The sequence below is a fragment of the Shinella sp. M31 genome (assembly GCF_049199205.1).
Lineage (GTDB): Bacteria > Pseudomonadota > Alphaproteobacteria > Rhizobiales > Rhizobiaceae > Shinella.
Genome location: NZ_JBLZPH010000042.1, coordinates 1 through 20,841, shown reverse-complemented (window position 1 = coordinate 20,841; position 20,841 = coordinate 1). Strand labels below are relative to the sequence as shown.

Here is a 20,841-nt window from a genome sequence, read left to right as displayed (position 1 = left end):
CGCCGTGAACGATCGTGACTTTCGTCCTGATCGCACCTATATCACCACCATCAGACAGCCGAGGCGCGTGGCTTCGGATTTTTAGGACAAAGACCATGCTGTTCATCTTCAGCAAGCCGAACTTCGTACAGATCGCCTGGAACGGCGTCGCCCCCAAGAGCCAGTCCCGCGTGCGCAACGTCGTCATGGACGCGCCCTTCGGCCCGCTCGGCTTCATCCGCACGCGCAACGTCGGCTGATCCTTCGAGCGCGACGTCAGGTCCGCTCGCATACGACGCCGCCTCTCTCCGGGAGGCGGCGTTTTTTCTTTGTCTCATCGGGAAAACGGCGGCCTGAAACGGCGAAAGCCGTGCATCCTTTTCGGTGATGCACGGCTTGCCAAAATACGCATGGCGACTTTCGACAAACACGCGTCGAAGCCCAGTCACCCCGGTACGCAATACCTTTCCGGAGCGGGCGGCTGTGTCCCCCGCCGTGAGGAAACCAATAGCGGGACATCCTTACCGGACCGTTATCGGGACCTTAATCAAAGATGAATCGCGACTTTTTTTGAAAAATTCCGAAATATTTTTTATGGACGGCAAAGCGGCGCAGACAAGACAGGATATGTCCGCATTCAACGACCATCGTATATCGCTTCTTCAAGCACCTCTCGAACATTTGCCCGAATGCGGGCAAACGCCCAAATTTTCCACCGTGCGGTTGCCGGATTTCCAGCGTGTCGATGCGCCGGCGGGCCTGTCCGCGCCACCAGACGGCGCGCAGGAGGTTGATTTCTCAATAAGAACCCGTAGGCTACCCCTGTAGCGCACGATAAGACGTCTCCGGCAACAGGGTTCCGCCGGTGAACTAAAAACAGGGATCGGCGCTTTTCAGCAGGGGGATTGGCTCGCCTCACTGGCATCGAACCTCCGTGGCTGTCGCTAGACTTTCGGGCAGACGGGACAACGCAGTAGCCTGCGCTGCCTTCCGGGTTGATTGCTGCATCCAAGACTGGGAGGTCTTAACCTAATGAAGAAGCTCCTTGCTTCCACCATCATCGCCGCCGGCCTTTATGGCTTTGCCGGTTCTGCCCAGGCGGCAGAGTGCGGCGAGGTCTCCATGGCCGAAATGAACTGGGCGTCGGCCGGCGTCGCCGCGCATGTCGACAAGATCATCCTCGAAAGCGGCTATGGCTGCACCGTGACGCTGGTCACGGGCGACACCATGCCGACCTTCACCTCCATGAACGAAAAGGGCGAGCCCGACGTCGCGCCCGAAATGTGGGTGAACGCCGTGCGCACGCCGCTCGACGCCGCCATCAAGGAAGGCCGTCTCATCCAGCTCGCTCCCCTCCTCTCGGAAGGCGGCGTGGAAGGCTGGTGGATCCCGAAATTCCTCGCCGACGAGCATCCCGACATCAAGACCGTTCAGGACGCGCTGAAGCATCCGGAACTCTTCCCGGCGCCGGAAGACCCGTCGAAGGGCGCCGTGCACAATTGCCCCTCGGGCTGGAATTGCCAGGTCTCGACGGACAATCTCTATCGCGCGCTCGATGCGGACAAGGACGGTTTCACGCTCGTTGACACGGGCTCGGCTGCCGGCCTCGACGGCTCGATTGCCAATGCCTTCGAAAAGAAGACCGGCTGGCTCGGCTACTACTGGGCACCGACCGCCATCCTCGGCAAGTACGAGATGACGAAGCTCTCCTTCGGCGTCGACCACGACAAGGCAGATTGGGATGCCTGCACCGCGGTGCCGGATTGCCCGAACCCCAAGGTCAACTCCTACCCGACCTCCGACGTCTTCACCGTCGTGACCAAGGCCTTCTCCGAAAAGGCCGGCGTCGCCATGGACTACATGAAGACCCGCCAGTGGGATAACGGCACGGTCGGCAAGGTTCTCGCCTGGATGGACGCCAACCAGGGTACGAACGAGGATGCTGCCAAGTACTTCCTCGAAACCTATCCCGACATGTGGACCAAGTGGGTTTCCCCCGAGGTCGCCGAGAAGGTTAAGGCCGCACTTTAAACCGATCGCCGGCAGCCTTCCCGGCTGTCGGCTTTTCCGCGACCTGAACGAGCGGCATCGATAACGCCGCGCATCAAGAAACTGCAGAGGTCGCAAACAGCACAGTATCAAGCAGTGGTTCGTGTCATCACGAACTGCAAGCCGGGAACCAGAACAAGAATATCCCTGTGCGCGCCGTCTCGTTCGCAGATGCAGCAAAAATAGACTGCGACGCGAGGCAATAACTTCCGGTAGAGAGGGGACAGGAATGGCAGGTCTATGCGAATCATTGCCAGACTTTCTTTGTAAATTTCCGGCCTTCAGCGACGTCAGCATCCGAGCGGTTCGAAAAAGTGTCGACGATGGTTTTAAGGCTCTCGTTCGAAGCTATGTCAACGCCATCGACGCGATGGTGCAGCCGCTGCAATGGTTTCTGAACTATCTCGAGCGGCTTTTCGTCAGCTCGCCCTGGCCGATCATCCTTCTGATCATGCTGGCGATCGTCTATTTCGGCAGCCGCAACATCAAGATCACCATCGGCACCGCCGTCTCGATGCTGGCCATCGGCCTGCTCGGTCTCTGGAACGACACGATGGTGACGCTCGCCATGGTGACGGTCTGTACGCTGATCGCCATCCTGGTGGGCATTCCGATCGGCATCCTCATGGCCCGGTCCGACCGGGTGCAGGGTATCGTCAACCCGATCCTCGACGTGATGCAGACGATGCCGAGCTTCGTCTATCTCATCCCCGTCGTCATGATCTTCGGCATCGGCAAGGTGCCGGGCCTGATCGCGGTCGTCATCTATGCCGTCCCGCCGATGATCCGCCTCACCAATCTCGGCATCCGGCTCGTCGACAAGGAGGTTCTGGAGGCTGCAGACGCCTTCGGGTCCTCCGGCTGGCAGAAGCTCAAGAACGTGCAGATGCCGCTTGCGCTGCCCACCATCATGGCCGGCATCAACCAAACCATCATGATGTCGCTCGCCATGGTCGTCGTCGCCTCCATGGTCGGCGTCGGCGGCCTCGGCAAGAACGTGCTTCAGGCCATCAACAACCAGTTCTTCACGGTCGGGTTCCTCAACGGGTTCGCGCTCGTGGCCATCGCCATCATTTTCGACCGCACAAGCCAGGCCTATGGCAAGCGGCTGCAGAAGCATTCGGAGGTAATTCATGGTTAGTCATGCAATCGAGGTCCGCAATCTCTACAAGATCTTCGGCCCCCGTGGCGGCGACTATGTCGATGCCGTGAAGAACGGTCTCGGCAAAGCCGAATTGAACCAGAAATACGGCCATGTTCTGGGCCTGCGCGATATCAACATCTCCATGCCCGCCGGCGGCATCATGGTGGTGATGGGGCTTTCGGGCTCCGGCAAGTCGACGCTGATCCGCCACATCAACCGGCTGATCGACCCGACGGCCGGCGAGGTGCTCTATGACGGCGTCGACGTCTGCAAGATGAACGAGAACGACCTTCGCGAATTCCGCCGCCACAAGACGGCGATGGTGTTCCAGAAGTTCGCGCTCCTGCCGCACCGCACCGTTCTCGAAAACACCGTCTACGGCCTGGAGATCCAGGGCGTGGGACAGGCGGAACGCGAGAAGCGCGCCACGCAGTGGATCGCCCGCGTCGGGCTCTCCGGCTTCGAAAACCACTATCCGAACCAGCTGTCGGGCGGCATGCAGCAGCGCGTGGGCCTTGCCCGTGCGCTCACCAACGATGCCGACATCCTTCTAATGGACGAAGCCTATTCGGCGCTCGACCCGCTCATCCGCGTCGACATGCAGACCGTGCTTCTCGATCTCCAGAAGGAACTGAAAAAGACCGTCGTCTTTATCACGCACGATCTCGACGAGGCGTTGCGCCTCGGCGACAAGATCGCCATCCTGCGCGACGGCATGGTCGTGCAGCAGGGCACCGGCCAGGAAATCGTGCTCAACCCGGCGGACGAGTACATCACGGCCTTCGTGAAGGAGGTGAACCGTGGCCGCGTGGTCAATGTCGAGACGATCATGGCACCGCTCTCTGGCACTCCGGAGGGCATGCCGATCGCCAAGGGCACGGTGCTGGAAATGGCCGCCCGCGCCATGACTGGCGCCAACCAGACGCTTGCCCATGTGGTGGACGAGAACAACCGCCCGGTCGGCGTCATCAGCCTCAGCGCGATCATCTCCTCGATGGTCACCCCGACGAGCCACGAGGCGAAGGCGGCCTGAGCCATTCCTTCGTCTGCATCTTTTGGGGCGCCCTCCGGGGCGCCCTTTCTTTTGCCGGGAATGCATCGTTGCAATCACATAAAGAAATCTTTATATGATGCGATAAACAGAAGGATTGCCCCATGACCGCCACGAACCCGCTTGCCGCCCTGCTCGCCGAAAAGCCCTTCCTGCTTGCCGATGGTGCAACGGGCACCTCGCTTTTCGCCATGGGCCTGGAAGCCGGTGAAGCGCCGGAACTGTGGAACGAGGCGAAACCGGAGAACATCACGAAGCTGCATCAGGACTTCGTCGATGCCGGCGCCGATATCATCCTCACCAACACCTTCGGCGGCACGCGCCATCGCCTGAAGCTGCACCATGCGCAGGACCGCGTCCACGAACTCAACAGGAAAGCCGCCGAGATCGCCCGCGCCGTCGCCGACAAGGCGGACCGCACGGTGATCGTCGCCGGCTCAGTCGGCCCGACGGGCGAGCTGCTCGTGCCGCTTGGTGCGCTAACCTATGATGACGCCGTGTCCGCCTTCGTGGAGCAGATCGAGGGCCTGAAGGCCGGTGGCGCCGATGTCGCCTGGATCGAGACCATGTCCTCGCCCGAGGAAATTCGCGCCGCCGCGGAAGCCGCCACCAAGGTTGGCATGCCCTTCGTCTATACCGGGTCCTTCGATACCGCCGGCAAGACGATGATGGGCCTGCATCCGCGCGACATCCACGGCGTTGCCGGCGATATCGGTGCCGGCCCGCTTGCCGTCGGTGCCAATTGCGGCGTCGGCGCCTCCGACATCCTGTCCTCGCTGCTCGACATGACCGGCGCCGATCCGTCCGCGACCGTCGTCGTCAAGGGCAATTGCGGCATTCCGGAATTCCGCGGCTCGGAAATCTACTATTCCGGCACGCCGCCGCTGATGGCCGAATATGCCCGCCTCGCCCGCGATGCCGGCGCGCGCATCATCGGCGGCTGCTGCGGCACCTCCTGCGAGCACCTCGCCGCCATGCGCGTGGCGCTCGATGCCCACGAAAAGCGCGAGCGCCCGACGCTCGAAACGATCGTCGAGAGGATCGGCCCGCTGCGCAACAAGACCGCCGACGAAAGTGCGGCTGCGCCCGGCCGTGAACGCGGCGGCCGCCGCCGCAGCTAAGCCTGCCGCAGGAATCAAGTATCGAGCCGCCCCGGCCAGCCCCGCGGGCGGCTTTTTCATGCGCGGGATCACACCCCAGACAAGAACTCCCGCCATGCGGCAAGTCCGGCATCAATATTCCTGCGCCCCACGCCGACGCGGAAACGGTCCGCCGGGACCGGCAGAAGATCGGAGACGAAGAGGCTGGAGGGGAGAAGCAGGACGCCCTTCTCCTCGACCAGCCGGCGGCAATGCTCTTCCACGCCGTCCTTGCCGAGATAGCGTGTGAAGGCGACGCAGCCGCCGTCAGGTGCGACCCATTCATAGAGATCCGGGTAATCCGCGAAGAAGGCACCGATCTTGGCGATATTATCGGCGCAGAGTGCCCGGTTGCGGGCGAAAATCGTCTCGCGCGCCTTGATGGCGATGCCCGCCAGCACCTCCGAGGGGCGCGCGTTGCAGATCGAGAGATAGTGCTTCATCTTCTCCATCCGTTCGAGCAGCGCATGGTCCCGGCAGGCGATCCAGCCGATGCGCAGGCCCGGCAGGCCGTAGGCCTTGGACATGACATTGAGCGAAATGCCCTTTTCGAAGAGATCGGCCGCCTGCGGCAGGCGCTTGGCGGCATCGAGTTCCAGGCCGCGATAGACCTCGTCGGAGAAGAGATGGATGCCGCACTCGGCGCAGAGCGCGACGAGATCCCGGAAAATCGCCTGATCGGCGATCGTGCCGGTCGGGTTGTTCGGGAAATTGACGGCAATCAGCTTGGTTTCCGGGCGGAGTGCGGCGCGCACGTCGTCGAGATCGAGCTGCCAGCGGTTTTCCGGCCGTAGCGCGATGCCCGTAACCTTGCCGGCAATGGTGACCGGCATGGTCTCCATCGACTGATAGTTCGGCACGGTGACAATGGCATGGTCATCAGGCCCGAGCAGGGCGAGCATGGCGCAATAAAGCCCCTCCTCCGCGCCCGCGAAGGTGAGGATGTCGGCGCCCGAGAGCGTTTCATAGGTCGAGGCGATGGTCTCGCGCAGAGCCGGCGCGCCCCAGGTCTCGGTATAGCCGAGCGACACGCGCTCCCAGGCCTCGCGATCCTCGGTGCCGGCAAGCGCCAGGAGGTCCGACATCGTCATGGTCTCGGCATCGCTTGCCGTCATGTGATGGCGCGCCTTGAACTCCCAGCGCGAAAAATGGGTTTCGAGACGAAAATCCGGCAGGGTGGTCATCACGTCATGTCCTTCGGGTTCTGGCGCCGGGCGTCGGCGAGATAATTGTAGATCGAGGCGCGCGAGGCGCCGATGAGGCCTGCAAGATGATCGACGGCATTGCGGGTCTGGAACAGGCCGCGCGCATCGAGAGCGGCGACCAGCGCCACACGGTCGCCCTTCTTGAGGGCGGAAAGCGCCAGACCATGGCCGCGCAGCCAGTCGTGCAGCGTCGTGTTGATTTCCTCACGCCAATCACCGGCAAACAGCGACGGCGGGCGTGGTGCGGCGGCACCCGAAAAGGCGGAGAGCAGCTTCGCCGCCGCCTCGAAATGCGAGACATCCATATTGATGCAGAGCAGGCCGAGCGCTTGGTCGTGCTCGTCCTTCAGCACCGACGTCACGGATTTCAGCCGCCGGCCATCCTCGCCCGTCTTTTCATAGGGACCGTAGATCCCGTCCTCGCCGACATCCGAAAGCGTCTCGCCGATAAGCGATTCCATGCGCGGCTTGCGGCCGGAAAAGGCATTCCAGATGCCGGCGATCAGGCCCGTTTCGAGATCGTGCAGCACGACCTCGGCATGGGGATAGAGAAGCGTCGAGATGGCCGCGGCCGTCGCGGCATGCTGCCGGAGCAACAGATCGGCGTTTGATGAATCGAACATGGCCGCACACAATCCAAAAATGGATTATTTGTCAATATTGGATTTTACGTCCAAATTCATTTCATCCGCTTGCGAGGTCTTTGGCCGCGTCCTATCCAAGGGAAAGACGATTCTGAGGGGATGACCATGGGCGCCGACCTTGCTGCTTTTCCGGACCGTGACACCGTGGCCGACAAGCTTTCCGTCTTGGGTGACGGCGAGAAAGCGTATCTGCGCCTTCTCATGGAAAACCCCCAGCAGGACGAGAACCTGCTGGAAGGCCTGAATGTCTGTCTGAACCGCGCGGCGGCGGCCCCCTTCCTCAACGCACTGAAGCTGGAAAAGCTCGGACAATGGCTGGGCGAAACCGCCCCTGTTCGCTTGCAGATACGCCTGACGGAAACCGCCCGCTCCAGCCAGCACGCCGCCTATGCGGCGTTCCGCGCCGGCCTCACCCGCTCCGGCGGCCTCGAAAAGGCCTATCCGAAAGCCTGATCGCTATTCGCCGCCAGCGGCGCGAAGGATTTGCGGATCAGGTTGGCCATGCTGTCGATGGCGGGTCCGCCCCGGCGCGGATTGCGCTTCAGCACGACACGCGAGGAATCGACCACCGGAAACCCGTCGGCGGACGTGAGTTCCCGCGCACCCGGCGGAATGTTGCTGCGCGCCAGCGGAGCGATGGCGAGCCCGCTTTCCACGGCAGAGCGCAGGCCGCTGCTCGTGTCGCTGGTATAGGAGACGCGATAGGGCACCGCGTGGCGCTCCAGCGAGCGCTGCGCGAACTCCCGGCACCAGACCGAGCGCCGATAGAAGGCGACCGGCACCGGCCGCTCCAGATGGAGGTTGTGTGCAACGGAGGCCACCCAGACGGTGGGATCGATCGCCAGAAGCTCGCCGGAAATGCCGCCGTCCCACTCGAAGATGACGGCCAGATCGAGCTCGTCCGCCTCCAGCGCTTCCATCTGCTGGACCGTATAGCCGCAGAACACCGTCACCTCCGTACCGGGATGTGCTTCCGCGAAACCGGCCAGCGCATTGGGCAAAACCGTCTGATTGTATTCCTCTGGGATGCCGACCCGCACCGGTCCGTCCAGCGGCAGGGTGCGCATCGCCGCCGTCGTCTCGTCGACCAGCCCGACGATGCGCTTGGCATAGGGCAGCAGCCGCTGCCCCTCCATGGTCAGCCCGACGCCGCGCGGCCCCCGCTCGAACAGTTTCGCCCCGACGGAGTCCTCCAGCTTGCGCACCTGCATGCTGATCGCCGATTGCGTGCGCGCGAGCTTGTCAGCCGCATGGGTGACATTGCCCGCCTGGGCGACGGCGACGAAAATCCTGAGCAGATCGCTTTCGAGAGGTGGATACATGGCGCCATCGCTTTTTCTAATGCCAGCCATCATCGCTATTCGTTTGTGAAATGTCTACAGCTTTGCTTGGCTCTGCGCAGAAGGAAAGGCGCAGAGCATGAACATCGTCGAGACACTACGACTGATCTGGACGCATCATCGCCAAAAACGGATAGAGCGGGAAGCCTTGCGTTTGCTCGTCGCGCGTGGTGACCGGCGATTGCTGCGGGATGTGGGCCTCGATCTGGCCGAAGGCAGCCGGCTTGGCTGCGAACCGTTGCCCCAAACGAAAGAGAGGCGCTGGACGGCGCCCCTCATCCGCCTGCCGTCACCATCGTCCCGCAAGCCGAGCGAAGGAAATGCCGCACAGCCGACGTCAAGCGACAGGCCGGCGGCATAGCCAAGTTTGACGCGGCAGGCTTCACTTTCCGCCGGAAAGTCCCTGCGCCAGCTGTACCAGCTTCACGAACTCCGCCCGATAGCCGAAGGGATCGTTGCCCTTGGCGGCTTCGGCAAGGCCGAGGATCGAACCGTAGGCATAGTCCTGCAGGGCGGAAACGCCCTTCAGCTTCTGCCCGAAGGCCGCGACCGCGACGGAGAAGCGGATGTCGGCCGAGGCGGCGTTCACGTCGGCAACCGCATTGGCATCCGTCACCGGCATCGTCACGAGTTCGCTCTTGTCGCCATCCGGCTTCTTCCAGCGCATCTTCAGGAAAGCGAGCTCGCCGGTGCCGGCCGCCTGCGCCGTGGCGGCATCCGCCTTGCCGTAGCGCAAGGGATCGTTCAGCACGGCGGGGCTGCCCTTCGGCGTCACCTCGTAGATCGCCGTTACCCGATGGCCCGAACCGATATCGCCGGCATCGACCTTGTCGTTGTTGAAATCCTCGCGGTTGAGAATGCGGGTCTCGTAGCCGATCAGGCGGTATTCGGCGACGCGTTCCGGATTGAACTCGATCTGGAACTTCACATCCTTGGCGATGGGAAAGAGCGACGACCCCGCCTCCTCGACCAGCGTCTTCTGCGCCTCGGCCAGCGTATCGATATAGGCGGCCGTGCCGTTGCCGTTCTGCGCCAGCGTCTGCATCATGCCGTCATTGTAGTTGCCGCGGCCGAAGCCGAGCACGGAGAGGAAGATGCCGGATTTGCGGCGCTCCTTGATGATCCGCTTCAGGTCCTCGTCGCTTGCCGGGCCGACATTGAAATCGCCGTCCGTCGCCAGCATGACGCGGTTGACGCCATCCTTCTTGAAGGCCTTTTCCGCCAGCTTGTAGGCCGCTTCGATGCCCTCTGCGCCCGCCGTCGAGCCGCCGGGCTGGAGAGTGTCGATGGCATCGAGGATTTTCTGGCGATCCCTGGCCGCCGTCGGCTCGAGCACCACGCCGGCATCGCCGGCATAGGTGACGATCGACACCGTATCGGTCTCCTTCAGCTTGCCGACCAGCAGGCGGAAGGCGCTCTTGAGCAGCGGCAGCTTGTCGTCCTCGTCCATCGAGCCGGAGACGTCGATCAGGAAGACGAGATTGGCCGAAGGCTGCTCCGTCGCCACGGTCTCGAAACCCTTGATGCCGATATGTAGGAGCTCGGTATCCTTGTTCCACGGCGTCGGCATGACGGTCACGGTCGCGTTGAACGGCTTTTCCGCCGTCTCCGGCCCCTTCCAGTCATAGGGGAAATAGTTGACCAATTCCTCGACGCGCACCGATTCCGGCTCCGGCAGGCTGCCGCCGAGCAGTTCGCGGCGCATATAGGAATAGGAGGCCGTATCGACATCCGCCGAGAAGGTCGAGACCGGATCGTTGGCAACGCTCTTCATCGGGTTCGGATCGGCGGAGGCGAAGCGCTCACGGTTCTCCTCCGGCATCGGCATGGCGATGGAATCGGCGGCGGCCGAGGACTGCGTCACCGTCCGCTTGAGTGCCGGCATCGTGGCGGCCCCGCCGACGGCAAGCGATTCCGGCATCGCCTCGGCCATCTCCTCGTCACGGCTTTCGGCAAGGGGAGCGGGTTCGGCCGCAAGCGTGGTCGTCTCCTGCGCCGTATCGGCGGCGATCTTGCCGTCAACTTCGGTTTCGACCGTAACAGGCGCCTCTGCCTTGGCCTTTTTCGCCTCGGCTTTGCGAGCGCGTTCGTCCTGGCCAACAGGCTTTGCGGCAATCTCCGTCTCCGTCGTCAGCGGCACCGTGCCGTTGCGCACCATTTCATAGGTGACGAGGCCAGCGACGGGCACGACGAGCAAGGTGGCCAGCGCCGAGCCGGCGAGAAATCTGCGGTTCATGATGGGGCTCCATATCCGATTGAAGATGGAGGTTTGACGCCCGCCCGCAGTCGATCCTTGGGGGGCATCCGCATTTTTTTCCGCATCGTCGAAAGCCTGCATGGCAACGGCAAGCGCTGCGGCACGGGCCGAGGCATCGGCGGCCGGGGGCGTGCGGCGAGCGAGTTTTTCGAGGTCAAGACCGGTCATATCCTATCCTTCCGTCACGCGGCGGCATCGCGCAGAAGCACCTTCAGGCGCTTGCGGGCTTCGTGCACATGCCAGGAAATCGTCGTTTCGGCGCAGCCGAGCACATCGGCCGCCGCGGCATGGCTCAGGCCTTCTCCGTAGATGAGCAGCACGGCATCGCGCTGCTTGTCCGGGAGTTGCCGCACGGCCTGCCACAGGTCCTCGCTGCCCTCTTCAGGCTGGCCGCCTTCCTGCGCTACCTGCTCGCGCAGATAGGCCGCATCGCGCCATTCCGCGCGGCGGCGCTTGCGCATCTGGTCGCGCGCGGCATTTAGCGTCACCGTGTAGAGCCAGGTGCCGAAGCGGCTCGTACCCTTGAAGCCCCTGATGGCATTGGCGAGGCGTATGCACACCTCCTGCGCCACGTCCTCGGCATCCTGCCGGTCGCCGCACCATCGCCAGGCGACGGCATGAATGAAATCATAGCGGCTTTCGATCAGGGCGGCGAACGCCTGCCTGTCTCCCAAAGCCGCCTTTTCGACGAGGTCTGTTTCCACGGGTCCATCCCGATTGCGTGCACTATCCCTTCAGACGTGCGTCACAGGGCGATCCTTGGGTGGCTCCGCGAAAAAAATCTCACCAGGGCAGATTTTTTACGACCGCGATGATCGTGCCCATCACCGCATAGTGGTCATGCCGCCGGATTTCCGGAGCATAGAGGCTGGAAATGCTGCCATCGAGGAACAACGCATTCTTGCTGTGAAGCCGATCGCGAAACAGCGTCGCGAAATCGTGGAAGCGCACCGGATCGTTGGAGATGGCGAAGGCGACGCGTCCGTCCGCCAGGATGCCGACACCGTTGCGGATCTGCAGGCTCGTCGCATCGGGCAGAAAACGGGAATGGATCTGTCCGTCGATCACCAGCATCGGCCCCGACTGCGTCGCCTCATGTGGCGAGATACCGGCCTTCGCGAAAGCCTCCGTCTCCATCACGCCGGCCTTGCCGTCCGCCACCCAGAACACGCCGTTCGGCTTAATGAAGAAATTGCCAAAGGCATCGGCATGGTTGAGCGCGCCGGTCTCCCGGCCCTGCTCGACCAGCAGCCCGACTGAACCGTAACCCGGATGATACATGCCACCATTCATGGCAAAACTCATGCGCTGGCCGTTGCGCAGAAGATGCGTGTTGAGCTGGTCGTAGGTCGCACCCCGCGTCTCCAGCGTCCCGGCACCGAAGAGACGGATCGTGTCCTTGGCGGCATCGAAGGTGCAGACGGTGTAGTGGCCGGAGAGGTGTTCGACCTCGGCGCAGTGGGGCGGCTCTGCCATGGCTGGCTCATAGGTAAGGAGCAAAAGCAAGGTGAACGACAAGAAACGCAAGCGGAACTCCAGACGCCTGTCAGCGAGCGATACCGAGGAAAACAACGAGAGCTTGATTGAGGCGGCGCATGTCCTCTACGGAAAGCACTCCGACCCGCGACCCCAGCTTCGACTTGCGCACTGTCGTGATCTTGTCTGCCATAATGCGGCTTTCCCGCTTCAACCCGTTGCCGGCTTCAGCCGATACGGCAATACGGAACAGCGGGAGATCGGCTGGATCGCTGGTAAACGGGCATATCGTGATGGAATTGAGCAAGCCGAAGGCATCATCCTGCACGATGACGACCGGCCTGGACTTGCCCGCATAACCGCCACCATCGGAGACAGTCCAGACCTCGCCGCGCTTCATTCGTCGGGAAACTCGGAGATACCGTCCACAAAAGCCTGGTCTTCTTCGGCGAAGCCACTCTTTCGCGCCACCTCAGCCTGCCGTTGCGCCTCTGCCGCGAAAGCGGCTGAACGCGTATCAGGCACCCAAAGCTGAAGGGGCCGCAGCCCCTGCCGGCGCAAACGCGTACGGTGTTCTTCAACCCGACGACGGTTCTCTGCTGATGAGCGTGCCATGGAAGCCTCCGATTACATGTAACCTATATCGAAAGAACGAAACACGCAATCAAAGCGACAGCGCCGCCATGTGGAAGCGGAGTTGTGCGTGGTCGTAGCGGAAGTCGCGGCCAACCGGACAGGCCGCGCGGGCGAGGCAACCGCCAGACATACAGCCGCCCTGCCCCTCCGGCGTGCGCAAATGCGAACGGCAGGCGGGCACATCGAATGTCTCCGGGTGCACAGCAGCCACGGGACAGGTGGTGAGACAGGGCTTGTCCGGACAGTGGTCGCAGGGATGCGCGCCGTGGGCCGCCGGCTCGTCGATGATCGGTTCCGCAAAACCGAGAGCGCCGCGATAGCCGTGCCAGAGTCCGTAAACGGGATGGATGAGGATGCCGAGCGGCGAGGCCTTCAGGCCCTCGGCGCGCATCGCCCATTGCTGGAAGGGTTGCCAGGGCGGATCGGAGGGAAACCACGCCGTCGCATCGGCCAAGGCGGCGATGGGATGGATGACGGCTTTCGACCAGGTGTCCAGCGGATCGCAGCCACCACGATCCGGCTCGGCCTCCCGCCATAAGGAGAAGGCCGACCAAAGGGAACTGCCGATATTGCCGACAAGGGCGATGCTTCTCGCCAAACCTCCGGCCGCCAGATGCGGAGCCGCCTCGCCTTCGGCAAAATTCAAAAACCCGCGCAAAAAAAGACCGTGCGGCTGGAGAGCCGCACGGATCGTTTCGAGATCGGGAGAACGCGGCCTCACTTGGTCACGTCCCCTTTGAGTTCGTAGTGCGGACGCCAGACTTCCTTCTGGATCATATCCGCCACCCGTGTTGCTCCGCCTTGCTCCCTGGCGCGATCGGGACCCTTTCAGGTGAAGGCGTCCGGCATCGAGTCCTTGCGCTCCTTGATATAGGCGAGCAGGGCATCGTCGATGGCGGGATCGAGATAAGGCGCCTCGTAGTTTTCCAGCCAGGTGCGGCACAGCGCGTTGGCACGATCTTCGATACGCTTCTGCCCCTCGATTTCCCACTGCTCGAACGAATTGTTGTCGGCGAGCGGCGAGCGGTAGAAGGCGGTCTGGAAGTTGGCCTGGGTATGGGCACAGCCGAGATAGTGGCTGCCCGGACCGACTTCGCGGATGGCGTCGAGCGCCTGCGCGTTCTCCGAGAGGTCGATGCCTTCGGCGAACTTCTGCTGCATGCCGAGCTGGTCCTGGTCGATCATGAACTTCTCGTAGGAGGCGACAAGGCCGCCTTCGAGCCATCCGGCAGCGTGCAGAACGAAGTTCGTGCCGGCAAGCAGCGTCATGTTCAGCGTGTTCGCCGATTCGTGGGCGGCCTGCGCATCCGGGATCTTCGAGCCGCAGAGCGAGCCGCCGGTCCGGAACGGAATGCCGAGGCGGCGGGCAAGCTGGGCCGCGCCGTAGGAGACGAGCGACGGCTCCGGCGAACCAAAGGTCGGCGCGCCCGACTGCATGGAGATCGAGGCCGCGAAGGTGCCGAACAGTACCGGCGCACCCTTACGGATGAGCTGGGTGAAGGCGGCGCCGGCGAGAACTTCGGCAAGGATCTGCGTCAGCGTGCCGGCGACCGTGACCGGGCTCATGGCGCCCGACAGGATGAACGGCGAGACGACGCAGGCCTGGTTATGGCGGGCATAGACCTTCAGCGCGCCCACCATGGTCTCGTCGAAGACCATCGGCGAGTTGGCGTTGATGAGGTTCATCATGACCGTGTTGTTTTCGACGAATTCGTCGCCGAAGACGAGCTTGGCCATGGCGATCGAGTCTTCCGCGCGTTCCGGCGCGGTGACAGAGCCCATGAACGGCTTGTCGGAATATTTCAGGTGCGTATAGACCATGTCCAGGTGACGCTTGTTCACCGGCACGTCGACCGGCTCGCAGACCGTGCCGCCGGACGAATGCATCGACGGCGCCATATAGGCGAGCTTCACGAAATTGCGGAAATCCTCGATCGTCGCATAACGGCGGTTGCCTTCCAGGTCGCGCACGAAGGGCGGGCCGTAGACCGGCACGAAGACGGTGGCCTTGCCGCCGATATGCACGCTGCGCTCGGGATTGCGCGCATGCCAGGTGAAATTCGACGGCGCGGTCTTCAGGAGCTCGCGGCAGAGCCCCTTGGGGAAATGCACGCGCTCGCCGCGCACATCCGCGCCGGCTTCGCGCCAGAGCTGGAGCGCTTCGGCATCGTCGCGGAACTCGATACCGATTTCCTCGAGCACGCGGTCGGCATTGTTTTCGATGAGCTGCAGGCCCTCTTCGTCGAGGACCTCGTATTCCTTGATCTTGCGGGTGATGTAGGGTAGCGACGGACCCGGGCCGCCGCCGGTGCGCGATGCGCGCCGTGCAGCGGCACCCCGACCCTCACGCGAACGGCGACCACCGCCTTCACCGGCGCCCTCGCCTGCCACCTGCTGAATATCGTCGCTCATGATCCGTCTTTCCTTGTTATTCCGATGCTGGAAGGCACCCTAGATCTTTACTTCCGGCGCCCGAACCGCGCCTCTTTTTCTATGCTAGCAAGCCGCGAAGGCGGGGCGGTTCTCAATGCGCCAAGCGGTGGCGCACGCGGGACACCGCCGCTCGCGAGACTATAGCGGGATTGCGACGGACATCATAACGGCATTCACTTGTTTGCACTGTCAATTCACGGCTTTACCGGCTATGCATGCAAGAAGCGGAAGGCGGGTCGCTTTTCGCCATATGCGACGTCGCTTTCAAAATCAGGTTCGCGCAAGAGGAAGGTTATTCCTTGTAGTGAGAGCCTGCCGCCGCAGCGCCACTGGAGACGAGGAACCAACATGTCTGACGACGAAATCATTCTCGCCGATCTCTCCGACGAAGAGCTTGTGCAGCAGATGCACGACGACCTCTACGACGGCCTCAAGGAGGAGATCGAAGAGGGCACCAATATCCTGCTCGAGCGCGGCTGGGCTCCCTATGACGTGCTGACGCAGGCCCTCGTCGAAGGCATGCGCATCGTCGGCGTCGACTTCCGCGACGGCATCCTCTTCGTTCCGGAAGTTCTGCTTTCGGCCAACGCCATGAAGGCCGGCATGTTCATCCTGCGTCCGCTTCTCGCCGCCACCGGCGCGCCGAAGCAGGGCAAGATGGTCATCGGCACCGTCAAGGGCGACATCCACGACATCGGCAAGAACCTCGTCGGCATGATGATGGAAGGTGCGGGCTTCGACGTCATCGACCTCGGCATCAACAACCCGGTCGAAAACTACCTGGAAGCCATCGAGCGCGAACAGCCCGATATCCTCGGCATGTCCGCCCTGCTCACGACCACCATGCCCTACATGAAGGTCGTCATCGATACGATGAAGGAAAAGGGCCTGCGCGACGATTACGTCGTTCTCGTCGGCGGCGCACCGCTGAACGAGGAATTCGGCAAGGCCGTCGGTGCCGACGCCTACTGCCGCGACGCAGCCGTCGCCGTTGAAACCGCCAAGGAATTCATGAAGCGCAAGCACAACATGCTTGCCGGCTGATAGGGAAATCGACGGCGCCGGTCTTGAATCGGCGCCGTGTCTTCACGACTTTTAATTTGCGGCCTTTTCGACGCTCCTGCCGGCATCCTGCGTCGCATCCACGGCGTTGGCCGTATCCTTGCCCATGCCGCGAATGGTATTGCCGCAGGCGCTGAGCGCGACAAGCGCGGCGAGAACGATGCTGATCTTGGTCAGGTGTGTCCCAGTCATGGTCGGAGTCCCTCTTCATGGATGTGGTTGACGCAGAACTTCGGCTTGGAAGTCCAAGCGATGAACGCACGAAAACCGAAAAAGTTCGCGTGATCGCCTGCGGCGCCATCGCCCGCGAAATCATCGCTATCCGCGACACCAACGCCCTCTCCCATATCGACCTCCAGTGCCTTCCCGCCATCTGGCACGCCCATCCGGAAAAAATTGCCCCCGGCGTCGAGCAGGCGATCGCGGAGGCGCGGGCGGAAGGCTTTTCACGCATCTTCGTCGGCTATGCCGATTGCGGCACGGGCGGCCTGCTCGACAAGGTCTGCGAACGCGAGGGCGTCGAGCGCATTGCCGGGCCGCACTGTTATTCCTTCTTCGCCGGCAACGAGGCCTTCGCGGCGAAGGACGACGACATCACCTCCTTCTTCCTTACGGATTTCCTTGCCCGCCAGTTCCGCGCCTTCGTCATCGAGCCGCTCGGCCTCGACCGGCATCCGCAGCTGAAGGATATGTATTTCGGCAATTACACCAAGGTCGTCTATCTCTCGCAGATCGAGGACGAGGCCTTGCAGCAGAAGGCGAAGGACGCCGCCGATTATCTCGGCCTCGCCTATGAATACCGCTTCACCGGCTATGGCGACCTGACGGGCGAGCTGCTCCGGGCGCGCTGACTTACCAATCCTTAGCCTTGCGCGAAAAATCCCTGCTTTCGGTTACGGCTTCCTAAGCCCTCGCAGCCATGATGCGCGCCAACGAATGGCGGGGGCCTGCATATGACTGATTTGAAGACGCGGACGGAACCGGTGGCGATGCTGATTCAATCAGGCCATAACCCGGAAATCATCGTCAACGCCGTCAGGGCCACCTTCCCCAACCTCGTCGTCATCGTCGAGCAGCCTGAATCGAAAAAGCTGTTCGTTGTCAGGCGGGCGAAAAAACTCGGCTGGGTGCAGGCGATCGGTCAGCTCGGCACCATGATCGTTTCGCGCTACGGCAAGCGCTTCACCCAAAAGCGGGCCGCGGAAATCCGTGAGGAATTCGGCGTAAACGCCGAGATCGACAAGACAATTCCCCGGATCGACATTTCGTCCGCCAACAGCCCGGAACTTTTCAAGGCGCTCGACGAGATCCGCCCGGTGGCGTTGCTGCTCTTCAGCTGCCGCATGGTGAAGGCGGAAACGCTCGCCCGCATCACCTGTCCCGTCCTCAATTTCCACGCCGGCATCATCCCGCAATATCGCGGCCTGCAGGGTGGCTACTGGTCGCGCATCCATCGCGACGAGGAGAATTTCGGCGGCACGGTGCATCTGGTCGATGCCGGCGTCGACACCGGCGACACGCTCTACCAGCAGCGTCTCAAGCCCTCCAAACGCGACACGATGCACACCTATCCGCTGCTTCAGGTGGCCGCTTCGACCGGCATCATCGTCAAAGCCATGGAAGACGCCGTCACCGGCAACCTCAAGCCCTTGAAAATAGCCGCCCCCTCGCGACAATGGTATCATCCACCGATCTGGACGTGGCTCTGGAACGGCGTGACCCGCGGCATCTGGTAAATCCTCTGGACAGTCAAATCCCGCGTCGTTTTTAAGCATGGGGCAGTCGTGGCGGGTGAAGCCCGCGACGCAGCAAGATCGCATTGTCAGCGCGAGGAGAATTTTGACATGGCAGACCGCATCATCGTCTACTGGCGCGACATCCCCGCCCAGGTCATCATCAAGAAGGGCCGCACGAACGCCAAGCGGGAGCTCTCGCTGCGCTTCACCGAGGCGATCGACATGTGCGCCATGCGCACCGGTGCGGCCGAGACGGACGACTACCTCGCCGAATGGCGCAAGGCCGAGCCGACGCCGGTTTCCGACGACCTCGAAGCCGAGGCCGACAAGGCTGCCGCCGAACTCGAGGCCGCCTATGACCGCGAGCGCCTCGTTGCGCTCGTCAAGGCCGGAGGCCGCGAGAATGGCTGATCCGAAACTGGGCGAGCCCAAGCTTGAAGGCGTCCAGAAGCCCGGCAATGCCGCACCCGCCAAGAAGGCCGCCACCGGCGCCTTCACGCCGGCCGGCGTTTCACCGAACCGCCGTTCGCGCCACAAATACACGATCCGCCTGTGGGCCGTGCGCAACTCGCGTTTCTTCGAGTGGTTCTACCACCGCTTCGCAGAAGTCTTCCTTCTTCTCCATCCCGTTTGGAAGCTCTTCGGCTACCAGCGCGTCGAGCGCCCCATCACCTTCGTCGAAAAACATGTAAAAGGCTTTCTCTTCGACTGTCGCATGTGCGGCCAGTGCGCGCTGTCGTCCACGGGCATGTCCTGCCCGATGAACTGTCCCAAGCAGCTGCGCAACGGTCCCTGCGGCGGCGTGCGCGCCAATGGCAATTGCGAAGTGGAACCGGATATGCCCTGCGTCTGGGTTCAGGCCTGGAAGGGCTCCCAGAACATGGCGAAGGGTGATGCCATCATGAACGTGCAGAAGCCGGTGAACCAGTCGCTGCGCGAAACCTCCTCCTGGCTGCGCGTGACGGCCGAAGCCGCCGCCGCCCGGGAAGCGGCCGCTGCCGCCGGAAAGGACGCCTGAGCCATGGCGCATCTCGATGAAAACCCGCTTGGCCCGCACCTGCCGCTCGATCCCCTGCCCGGCCACTCCTCCATGGGCCGGCTGGAACGCGTGCTGCGCCGCGGCGAATTCGCCGTCACGACCGAGCTGAACCCGCCCGACAGCGCCAACCCGGAAGACGTCTACGAGCGCGCCGCGATCTTCGACGGCTGGGTCGACGGCATCAACGCGGTCGATGCGTCGGGCGCCAACTGCCACATGTCCTCCGTCGGCATCTGCGCGCTTCTGACCCGCATGGGCTATGCGCCGATCATGCAGATCGCCTGCCGCGACAAGAACCGCATCGCCATCCAGGGCGACGTACTGGGTGCGGCCGCCATGGGCGTGTGCAACATCATGTGCCTGACCGGCGACGGCGTGCAGGCCGGCGACCAGCCTGGCGCGAAACCCGTCTTCGACCTCGACTGCATGTCGCTGCTCGAAACCGTGCGCATCATGCGCGACAATTCGAAGTTCCTGTCGGGCCGCAAGCTCACGACCCCGCCGAAAGTCTTTTTGGGTGCGGCGATCAACCCCTTCGCCCCGCCCTACGACTTCCGCCCCTATCGCCTTGCCAAGAAGATCGAGGCCGGCGCGCAGTTCGTGCAGAGCCAGTATTGCTTCGACGTGCCGATGTTCCGCGAGTATATGAAGAAGGTGCGCGACCTCGGCCTGCACGAGAAGTGCTACATCCTCGTCGGCGTCGGCCCGATGGCGTCCGCCAAGACGGCAAAATGGATCCGCTCCAACGTGCCGGGCATCCACATTCCCGATTCCGTCATCGCCCGCCTCGAAGGCGCTCAGGACCAGAAGAAGGAAGGCAAGCAGCTCTGCATCGACATTATCAACGAGGTGAAGGAGATCGAGGGCGTTTCCGGCATTCACGTGATGGCCTACCGCCAGGAAGAATATGTCGCAGAGATGGTGCATGATTCCGGCGTGCTGAAGGGCCGCCAGCCCTGGAAGCGCGAGCCGAACCCGGTCGACCAGATGGTTGCCGACCGCATCGAGGCGGCCCGCAGCGGCCAGGAACAGGACCAGCAGCAGATGGCGGAAAAAGCCGCCCATCACCCCCATTGATTTCGCGTGCCGGCACCCGCCGGCAGGCCGCTTGTAACACCGGAAATCGCGCGCTAGATCAAACCCAGCGCCACGCCCCAGAGGACCTTACATGACCCGCACCATCGTCGCCTCGGCCACCCGCGAAATCGTCATCGGTTTCGACCAGCCCTTCTGCGTCATCGGCGAACGCATCAACCCGACCGGCCGCAAGAAGCTGGCCGCGGAAATGCAGGCCGGCAACTTCGACACCGTCATCAAGGACGCGCTGGAACAGGTTGCCGCCGGTGCGACGATGCTCGACATCAATGCGGGCGTGACGTCTGTCAACCCGAACGAGACCGAACCGGGCCTGCTCGTCCAGACGCTGGAGATCGTCCAGGGCCTCGTCGACATCCCGCTCGCGATCGACAGCTCCGTTACGGCCGCCATCGAGGCCGGCCTCAAGGTCGCCAAGGGCCGCCCGCTGGTCAACTCCGTCACGGGCGAGGAAGAGAAGCTCGAAGCGATCCTGCCGCTCGTCAAGAAGTACAACGTACCCGTCGTCGCCATCTCCAACGACGAGACAGGCATCTCGATGGACCCGGACGTGCGC

25 protein-coding genes are annotated in these 20,841 nt (G+C 62.8%); 14 read left to right on the top strand and 11 right to left on the bottom strand.

The window, feature by feature from the left end:
• The first annotated feature begins 95 nt into the window (after positions 1–95).
• The 5 genes from ACOZKU_RS06185 (at position 96) to bmt (ending at position 5,344) form a co-directional block, all read left to right on the top strand.
• The gene (locus ACOZKU_RS06185) at positions 96–239 is read left to right on the top strand and encodes a hypothetical protein (RefSeq protein WP_117366370.1); all 144 of its coding nucleotides are present in this window, start codon (positions 96–98) and stop codon (positions 237–239) included.
• 772 nt (positions 240–1,011) lie between these two features.
• Positions 1,012–2,010 carry an ABC transporter substrate-binding protein gene (locus ACOZKU_RS06180; protein WP_314084595.1) on the top strand — a complete coding sequence of 333 codons (999 nt, stop codon included), beginning with the start codon at positions 1,012–1,014 and terminating at the stop codon, positions 2,008–2,010.
• 247 nt (positions 2,011–2,257) lie between these two features.
• Complete coding sequence (locus ACOZKU_RS06175) at positions 2,258–3,169, top strand: proline/glycine betaine ABC transporter permease (RefSeq protein ID WP_314084600.1); 912 nt, start codon at positions 2,258–2,260, stop codon at positions 3,167–3,169.
• On the top strand, positions 3,162–4,205 hold the full coding sequence (locus tag ACOZKU_RS06170; protein ID WP_421578107.1) for a quaternary amine ABC transporter ATP-binding protein: 1,044 nt from the start codon (positions 3,162–3,164) through the stop codon (positions 4,203–4,205). The genes ACOZKU_RS06175 and ACOZKU_RS06170 overlap by 8 nt, the downstream gene beginning before the upstream one ends.
• A gap of 122 nt (positions 4,206–4,327) precedes the next feature.
• A complete protein-coding gene (bmt, locus tag ACOZKU_RS06165) occupies positions 4,328–5,344 on the top strand; it encodes a betaine--homocysteine S-methyltransferase (RefSeq protein ID WP_421578106.1) in 1,017 nt (338 codons plus the stop codon).
• 68 nt (positions 5,345–5,412) lie between these two features.
• Here bmt and ACOZKU_RS06160 read toward each other — a convergent pair whose 3' ends face one another.
• Both ACOZKU_RS06160 and ACOZKU_RS06155 read right to left on the bottom strand, forming a co-directional pair.
• Positions 5,413–6,546, bottom strand: coding sequence for an aminotransferase class I/II-fold pyridoxal phosphate-dependent enzyme (locus ACOZKU_RS06160; RefSeq protein WP_421578105.1), 1,134 nt, complete (start codon positions 6,544–6,546; stop codon positions 5,413–5,415).
• Complete coding sequence (locus tag ACOZKU_RS06155; protein ID WP_421578104.1) at positions 6,546–7,190, bottom strand: helix-turn-helix transcriptional regulator; 645 nt, start codon at positions 7,188–7,190, stop codon at positions 6,546–6,548. Before ACOZKU_RS06155 ends, ACOZKU_RS06160 begins: the two co-directional genes overlap by 1 nt.
• Positions 7,191–7,316: 126 nt before the next feature.
• Between ACOZKU_RS06155 and ACOZKU_RS06150 the strand changes: the two genes are divergently transcribed.
• Entirely contained in the window at positions 7,317–7,664 is a 348-nt protein-coding gene (locus tag ACOZKU_RS06150) for a hypothetical protein (RefSeq protein ID WP_314084616.1), read from the top strand.
• Here ACOZKU_RS06150 and ACOZKU_RS06145 read toward each other — a convergent pair.
• Positions 7,649–8,533: a LysR family transcriptional regulator gene (locus ACOZKU_RS06145; RefSeq protein WP_314084619.1), complete on the bottom strand. Its 885-nt coding sequence runs from the start codon at positions 8,531–8,533 to the stop codon at positions 7,649–7,651. The two genes, ACOZKU_RS06150 and ACOZKU_RS06145, sit on opposite strands and share 16 nt — an antisense overlap.
• Before the next feature lie 97 nt (positions 8,534–8,630).
• Between ACOZKU_RS06145 and ACOZKU_RS06140 the strand changes: the two genes are divergently transcribed.
• Entirely contained in the window at positions 8,631–8,912 is a 282-nt protein-coding gene (locus tag ACOZKU_RS06140; RefSeq protein WP_421578103.1) for a hypothetical protein, read from the top strand.
• A gap of 21 nt (positions 8,913–8,933) precedes the next feature.
• On the opposite strand, the gene ACOZKU_RS06135 is transcribed toward ACOZKU_RS06140, so the two are convergent.
• The 7 genes from ACOZKU_RS06135 to ACOZKU_RS06105 form a co-directional block, all read right to left on the bottom strand.
• On the bottom strand, positions 8,934–10,976 hold the full coding sequence (locus tag ACOZKU_RS06135) for a vWA domain-containing protein (protein ID WP_421578102.1): 2,043 nt from the start codon (positions 10,974–10,976) through the stop codon (positions 8,934–8,936).
• A gap of 14 nt (positions 10,977–10,990) precedes the next feature.
• Positions 10,991–11,512: an RNA polymerase sigma factor gene (locus tag ACOZKU_RS06130; protein ID WP_421578101.1), complete on the bottom strand. Its 522-nt coding sequence runs from the start codon at positions 11,510–11,512 to the stop codon at positions 10,991–10,993.
• A 79-nt stretch (positions 11,513–11,591) separates the two neighbouring features.
• A complete protein-coding gene (locus ACOZKU_RS06125; protein WP_421578100.1) occupies positions 11,592–12,284 on the bottom strand; it encodes a phosphodiester glycosidase family protein in 693 nt (230 codons plus the stop codon).
• 70 nt (positions 12,285–12,354) lie between these two features.
• Entirely contained in the window at positions 12,355–12,684 is a 330-nt protein-coding gene (locus tag ACOZKU_RS06120) for a type II toxin-antitoxin system PemK/MazF family toxin (RefSeq protein WP_421578099.1), read from the bottom strand.
• Positions 12,681–12,899, bottom strand: a complete 219-nt coding sequence (locus tag ACOZKU_RS06115; RefSeq protein WP_421578098.1) for an antitoxin MazE family protein — start codon at positions 12,897–12,899, stop codon at positions 12,681–12,683. The genes ACOZKU_RS06120 and ACOZKU_RS06115 overlap by 4 nt, the downstream gene beginning before the upstream one ends.
• Positions 12,900–12,948: 49 nt before the next feature.
• The gene (locus ACOZKU_RS06110) at positions 12,949–13,641 is read right to left on the bottom strand and encodes a ferredoxin (RefSeq protein ID WP_421578097.1); all 693 of its coding nucleotides are present in this window, start codon (positions 13,639–13,641) and stop codon (positions 12,949–12,951) included.
• Positions 13,642–13,748: 107 nt separating this feature from the next.
• A complete protein-coding gene (locus ACOZKU_RS06105) occupies positions 13,749–15,332 on the bottom strand; it encodes a trimethylamine methyltransferase family protein (RefSeq protein WP_314084639.1) in 1,584 nt (527 codons plus the stop codon).
• Positions 15,333–15,701: 369 nt separating this feature from the next.
• Here ACOZKU_RS06105 and ACOZKU_RS06100 point away from each other — a divergent pair, with 369 nt between their 5' ends.
• Entirely contained in the window at positions 15,702–16,397 is a 696-nt protein-coding gene (locus ACOZKU_RS06100; protein ID WP_069058441.1) for a corrinoid protein, read from the top strand.
• Positions 16,398–16,448: 51 nt separating this feature from the next.
• Here ACOZKU_RS06100 and ACOZKU_RS06095 read toward each other — a convergent pair whose 3' ends face one another.
• Entirely contained in the window at positions 16,449–16,607 is a 159-nt protein-coding gene (locus ACOZKU_RS06095; protein WP_117366385.1) for an entericidin A/B family lipoprotein, read from the bottom strand.
• 17 nt (positions 16,608–16,624) lie between these two features.
• On the opposite strand from ACOZKU_RS06095, the gene ACOZKU_RS06090 reads away from it, so the two are divergent.
• From ACOZKU_RS06090 to ACOZKU_RS06065, 6 genes are all read left to right on the top strand, one after another.
• Positions 16,625–17,266 carry a DUF1638 domain-containing protein gene (locus ACOZKU_RS06090; RefSeq protein WP_421578096.1) on the top strand — a complete coding sequence of 214 codons (642 nt, stop codon included), beginning with the start codon at positions 16,625–16,627 and terminating at the stop codon, positions 17,264–17,266.
• A gap of 138 nt (positions 17,267–17,404) precedes the next feature.
• Positions 17,405–18,151 (top strand): formyl transferase, encoded by a 747-nt coding sequence (locus ACOZKU_RS06085; protein ID WP_421578095.1) that lies wholly within the window; start codon positions 17,405–17,407, stop codon positions 18,149–18,151.
• 108 nt (positions 18,152–18,259) lie between these two features.
• Positions 18,260–18,562 (top strand): virulence factor, encoded by a 303-nt coding sequence (locus ACOZKU_RS06080; RefSeq protein WP_117366388.1) that lies wholly within the window; start codon positions 18,260–18,262, stop codon positions 18,560–18,562.
• Positions 18,555–19,169 (top strand): methylenetetrahydrofolate reductase C-terminal domain-containing protein, encoded by a 615-nt coding sequence (locus tag ACOZKU_RS06075; RefSeq protein ID WP_314084654.1) that lies wholly within the window; start codon positions 18,555–18,557, stop codon positions 19,167–19,169. Before ACOZKU_RS06080 ends, ACOZKU_RS06075 begins: the two co-directional genes overlap by 8 nt.
• Positions 19,170–19,172: 3 nt before the next feature.
• Positions 19,173–20,267 carry a methylenetetrahydrofolate reductase gene (locus ACOZKU_RS06070; protein ID WP_421578094.1) on the top strand — a complete coding sequence of 365 codons (1,095 nt, stop codon included), beginning with the start codon at positions 19,173–19,175 and terminating at the stop codon, positions 20,265–20,267.
• Positions 20,268–20,358: 91 nt separating this feature from the next.
• Positions 20,359–20,841, top strand: a 483-nt coding sequence (locus ACOZKU_RS06065) for a dihydropteroate synthase (RefSeq protein WP_421578093.1), incomplete at its 3' end; no start/stop codon positions are given.

Coding starts and splice junctions, on each gene's coding strand:
- ACOZKU_RS06185 (WP_117366370.1), top strand. CDS start 96: ATGCTGTTCATCTTCAGCAAGCCGAACTTCGTACAGATCGCCTGGAAC.
- ACOZKU_RS06180 (WP_314084595.1), top strand. CDS start 1,012: ATGAAGAAGCTCCTTGCTTCCACCATCATCGCCGCCGGCCTTTATGGC.
- ACOZKU_RS06175 (WP_314084600.1), top strand. CDS start 2,258: ATGGCAGGTCTATGCGAATCATTGCCAGACTTTCTTTGTAAATTTCCG.
- ACOZKU_RS06170 (WP_421578107.1), top strand. CDS start 3,162: ATGGTTAGTCATGCAATCGAGGTCCGCAATCTCTACAAGATCTTCGGC.
- bmt (WP_421578106.1), top strand. CDS start 4,328: ATGACCGCCACGAACCCGCTTGCCGCCCTGCTCGCCGAAAAGCCCTTC.
- ACOZKU_RS06160 (WP_421578105.1), bottom strand. CDS start 6,546: ATGACCACCCTGCCGGATTTTCGTCTCGAAACCCATTTTTCGCGCTGG.
- ACOZKU_RS06155 (WP_421578104.1), bottom strand. CDS start 7,190: ATGTTCGATTCATCAAACGCCGATCTGTTGCTCCGGCAGCATGCCGCG.
- ACOZKU_RS06150 (WP_314084616.1), top strand. CDS start 7,317: ATGGGCGCCGACCTTGCTGCTTTTCCGGACCGTGACACCGTGGCCGAC.
- ACOZKU_RS06145 (WP_314084619.1), bottom strand. CDS start 8,533: ATGTATCCACCTCTCGAAAGCGATCTGCTCAGGATTTTCGTCGCCGTC.
- ACOZKU_RS06140 (WP_421578103.1), top strand. CDS start 8,631: ATGAACATCGTCGAGACACTACGACTGATCTGGACGCATCATCGCCAA.
- ACOZKU_RS06135 (WP_421578102.1), bottom strand. CDS start 10,976: ATGACCGGTCTTGACCTCGAAAAACTCGCTCGCCGCACGCCCCCGGCC.
- ACOZKU_RS06125 (WP_421578100.1), bottom strand. CDS start 12,284: ATGGCAGAGCCGCCCCACTGCGCCGAGGTCGAACACCTCTCCGGCCAC.
- ACOZKU_RS06120 (WP_421578099.1), bottom strand. CDS start 12,684: ATGAAGCGCGGCGAGGTCTGGACTGTCTCCGATGGTGGCGGTTATGCG.
- ACOZKU_RS06115 (WP_421578098.1), bottom strand. CDS start 12,899: ATGGCACGCTCATCAGCAGAGAACCGTCGTCGGGTTGAAGAACACCGT.
- ACOZKU_RS06105 (WP_314084639.1), bottom strand. CDS start 15,332: ATGAGCGACGATATTCAGCAGGTGGCAGGCGAGGGCGCCGGTGAAGGC.
- ACOZKU_RS06100 (WP_069058441.1), top strand. CDS start 15,702: ATGTCTGACGACGAAATCATTCTCGCCGATCTCTCCGACGAAGAGCTT.
- ACOZKU_RS06095 (WP_117366385.1), bottom strand. CDS start 16,607: ATGACTGGGACACACCTGACCAAGATCAGCATCGTTCTCGCCGCGCTT.
- ACOZKU_RS06090 (WP_421578096.1), top strand. CDS start 16,625: ATGGATGTGGTTGACGCAGAACTTCGGCTTGGAAGTCCAAGCGATGAA.
- ACOZKU_RS06085 (WP_421578095.1), top strand. CDS start 17,405: ATGCTGATTCAATCAGGCCATAACCCGGAAATCATCGTCAACGCCGTC.
- ACOZKU_RS06080 (WP_117366388.1), top strand. CDS start 18,260: ATGGCAGACCGCATCATCGTCTACTGGCGCGACATCCCCGCCCAGGTC.
- ACOZKU_RS06075 (WP_314084654.1), top strand. CDS start 18,555: ATGGCTGATCCGAAACTGGGCGAGCCCAAGCTTGAAGGCGTCCAGAAG.
- ACOZKU_RS06070 (WP_421578094.1), top strand. CDS start 19,173: ATGGCGCATCTCGATGAAAACCCGCTTGGCCCGCACCTGCCGCTCGAT.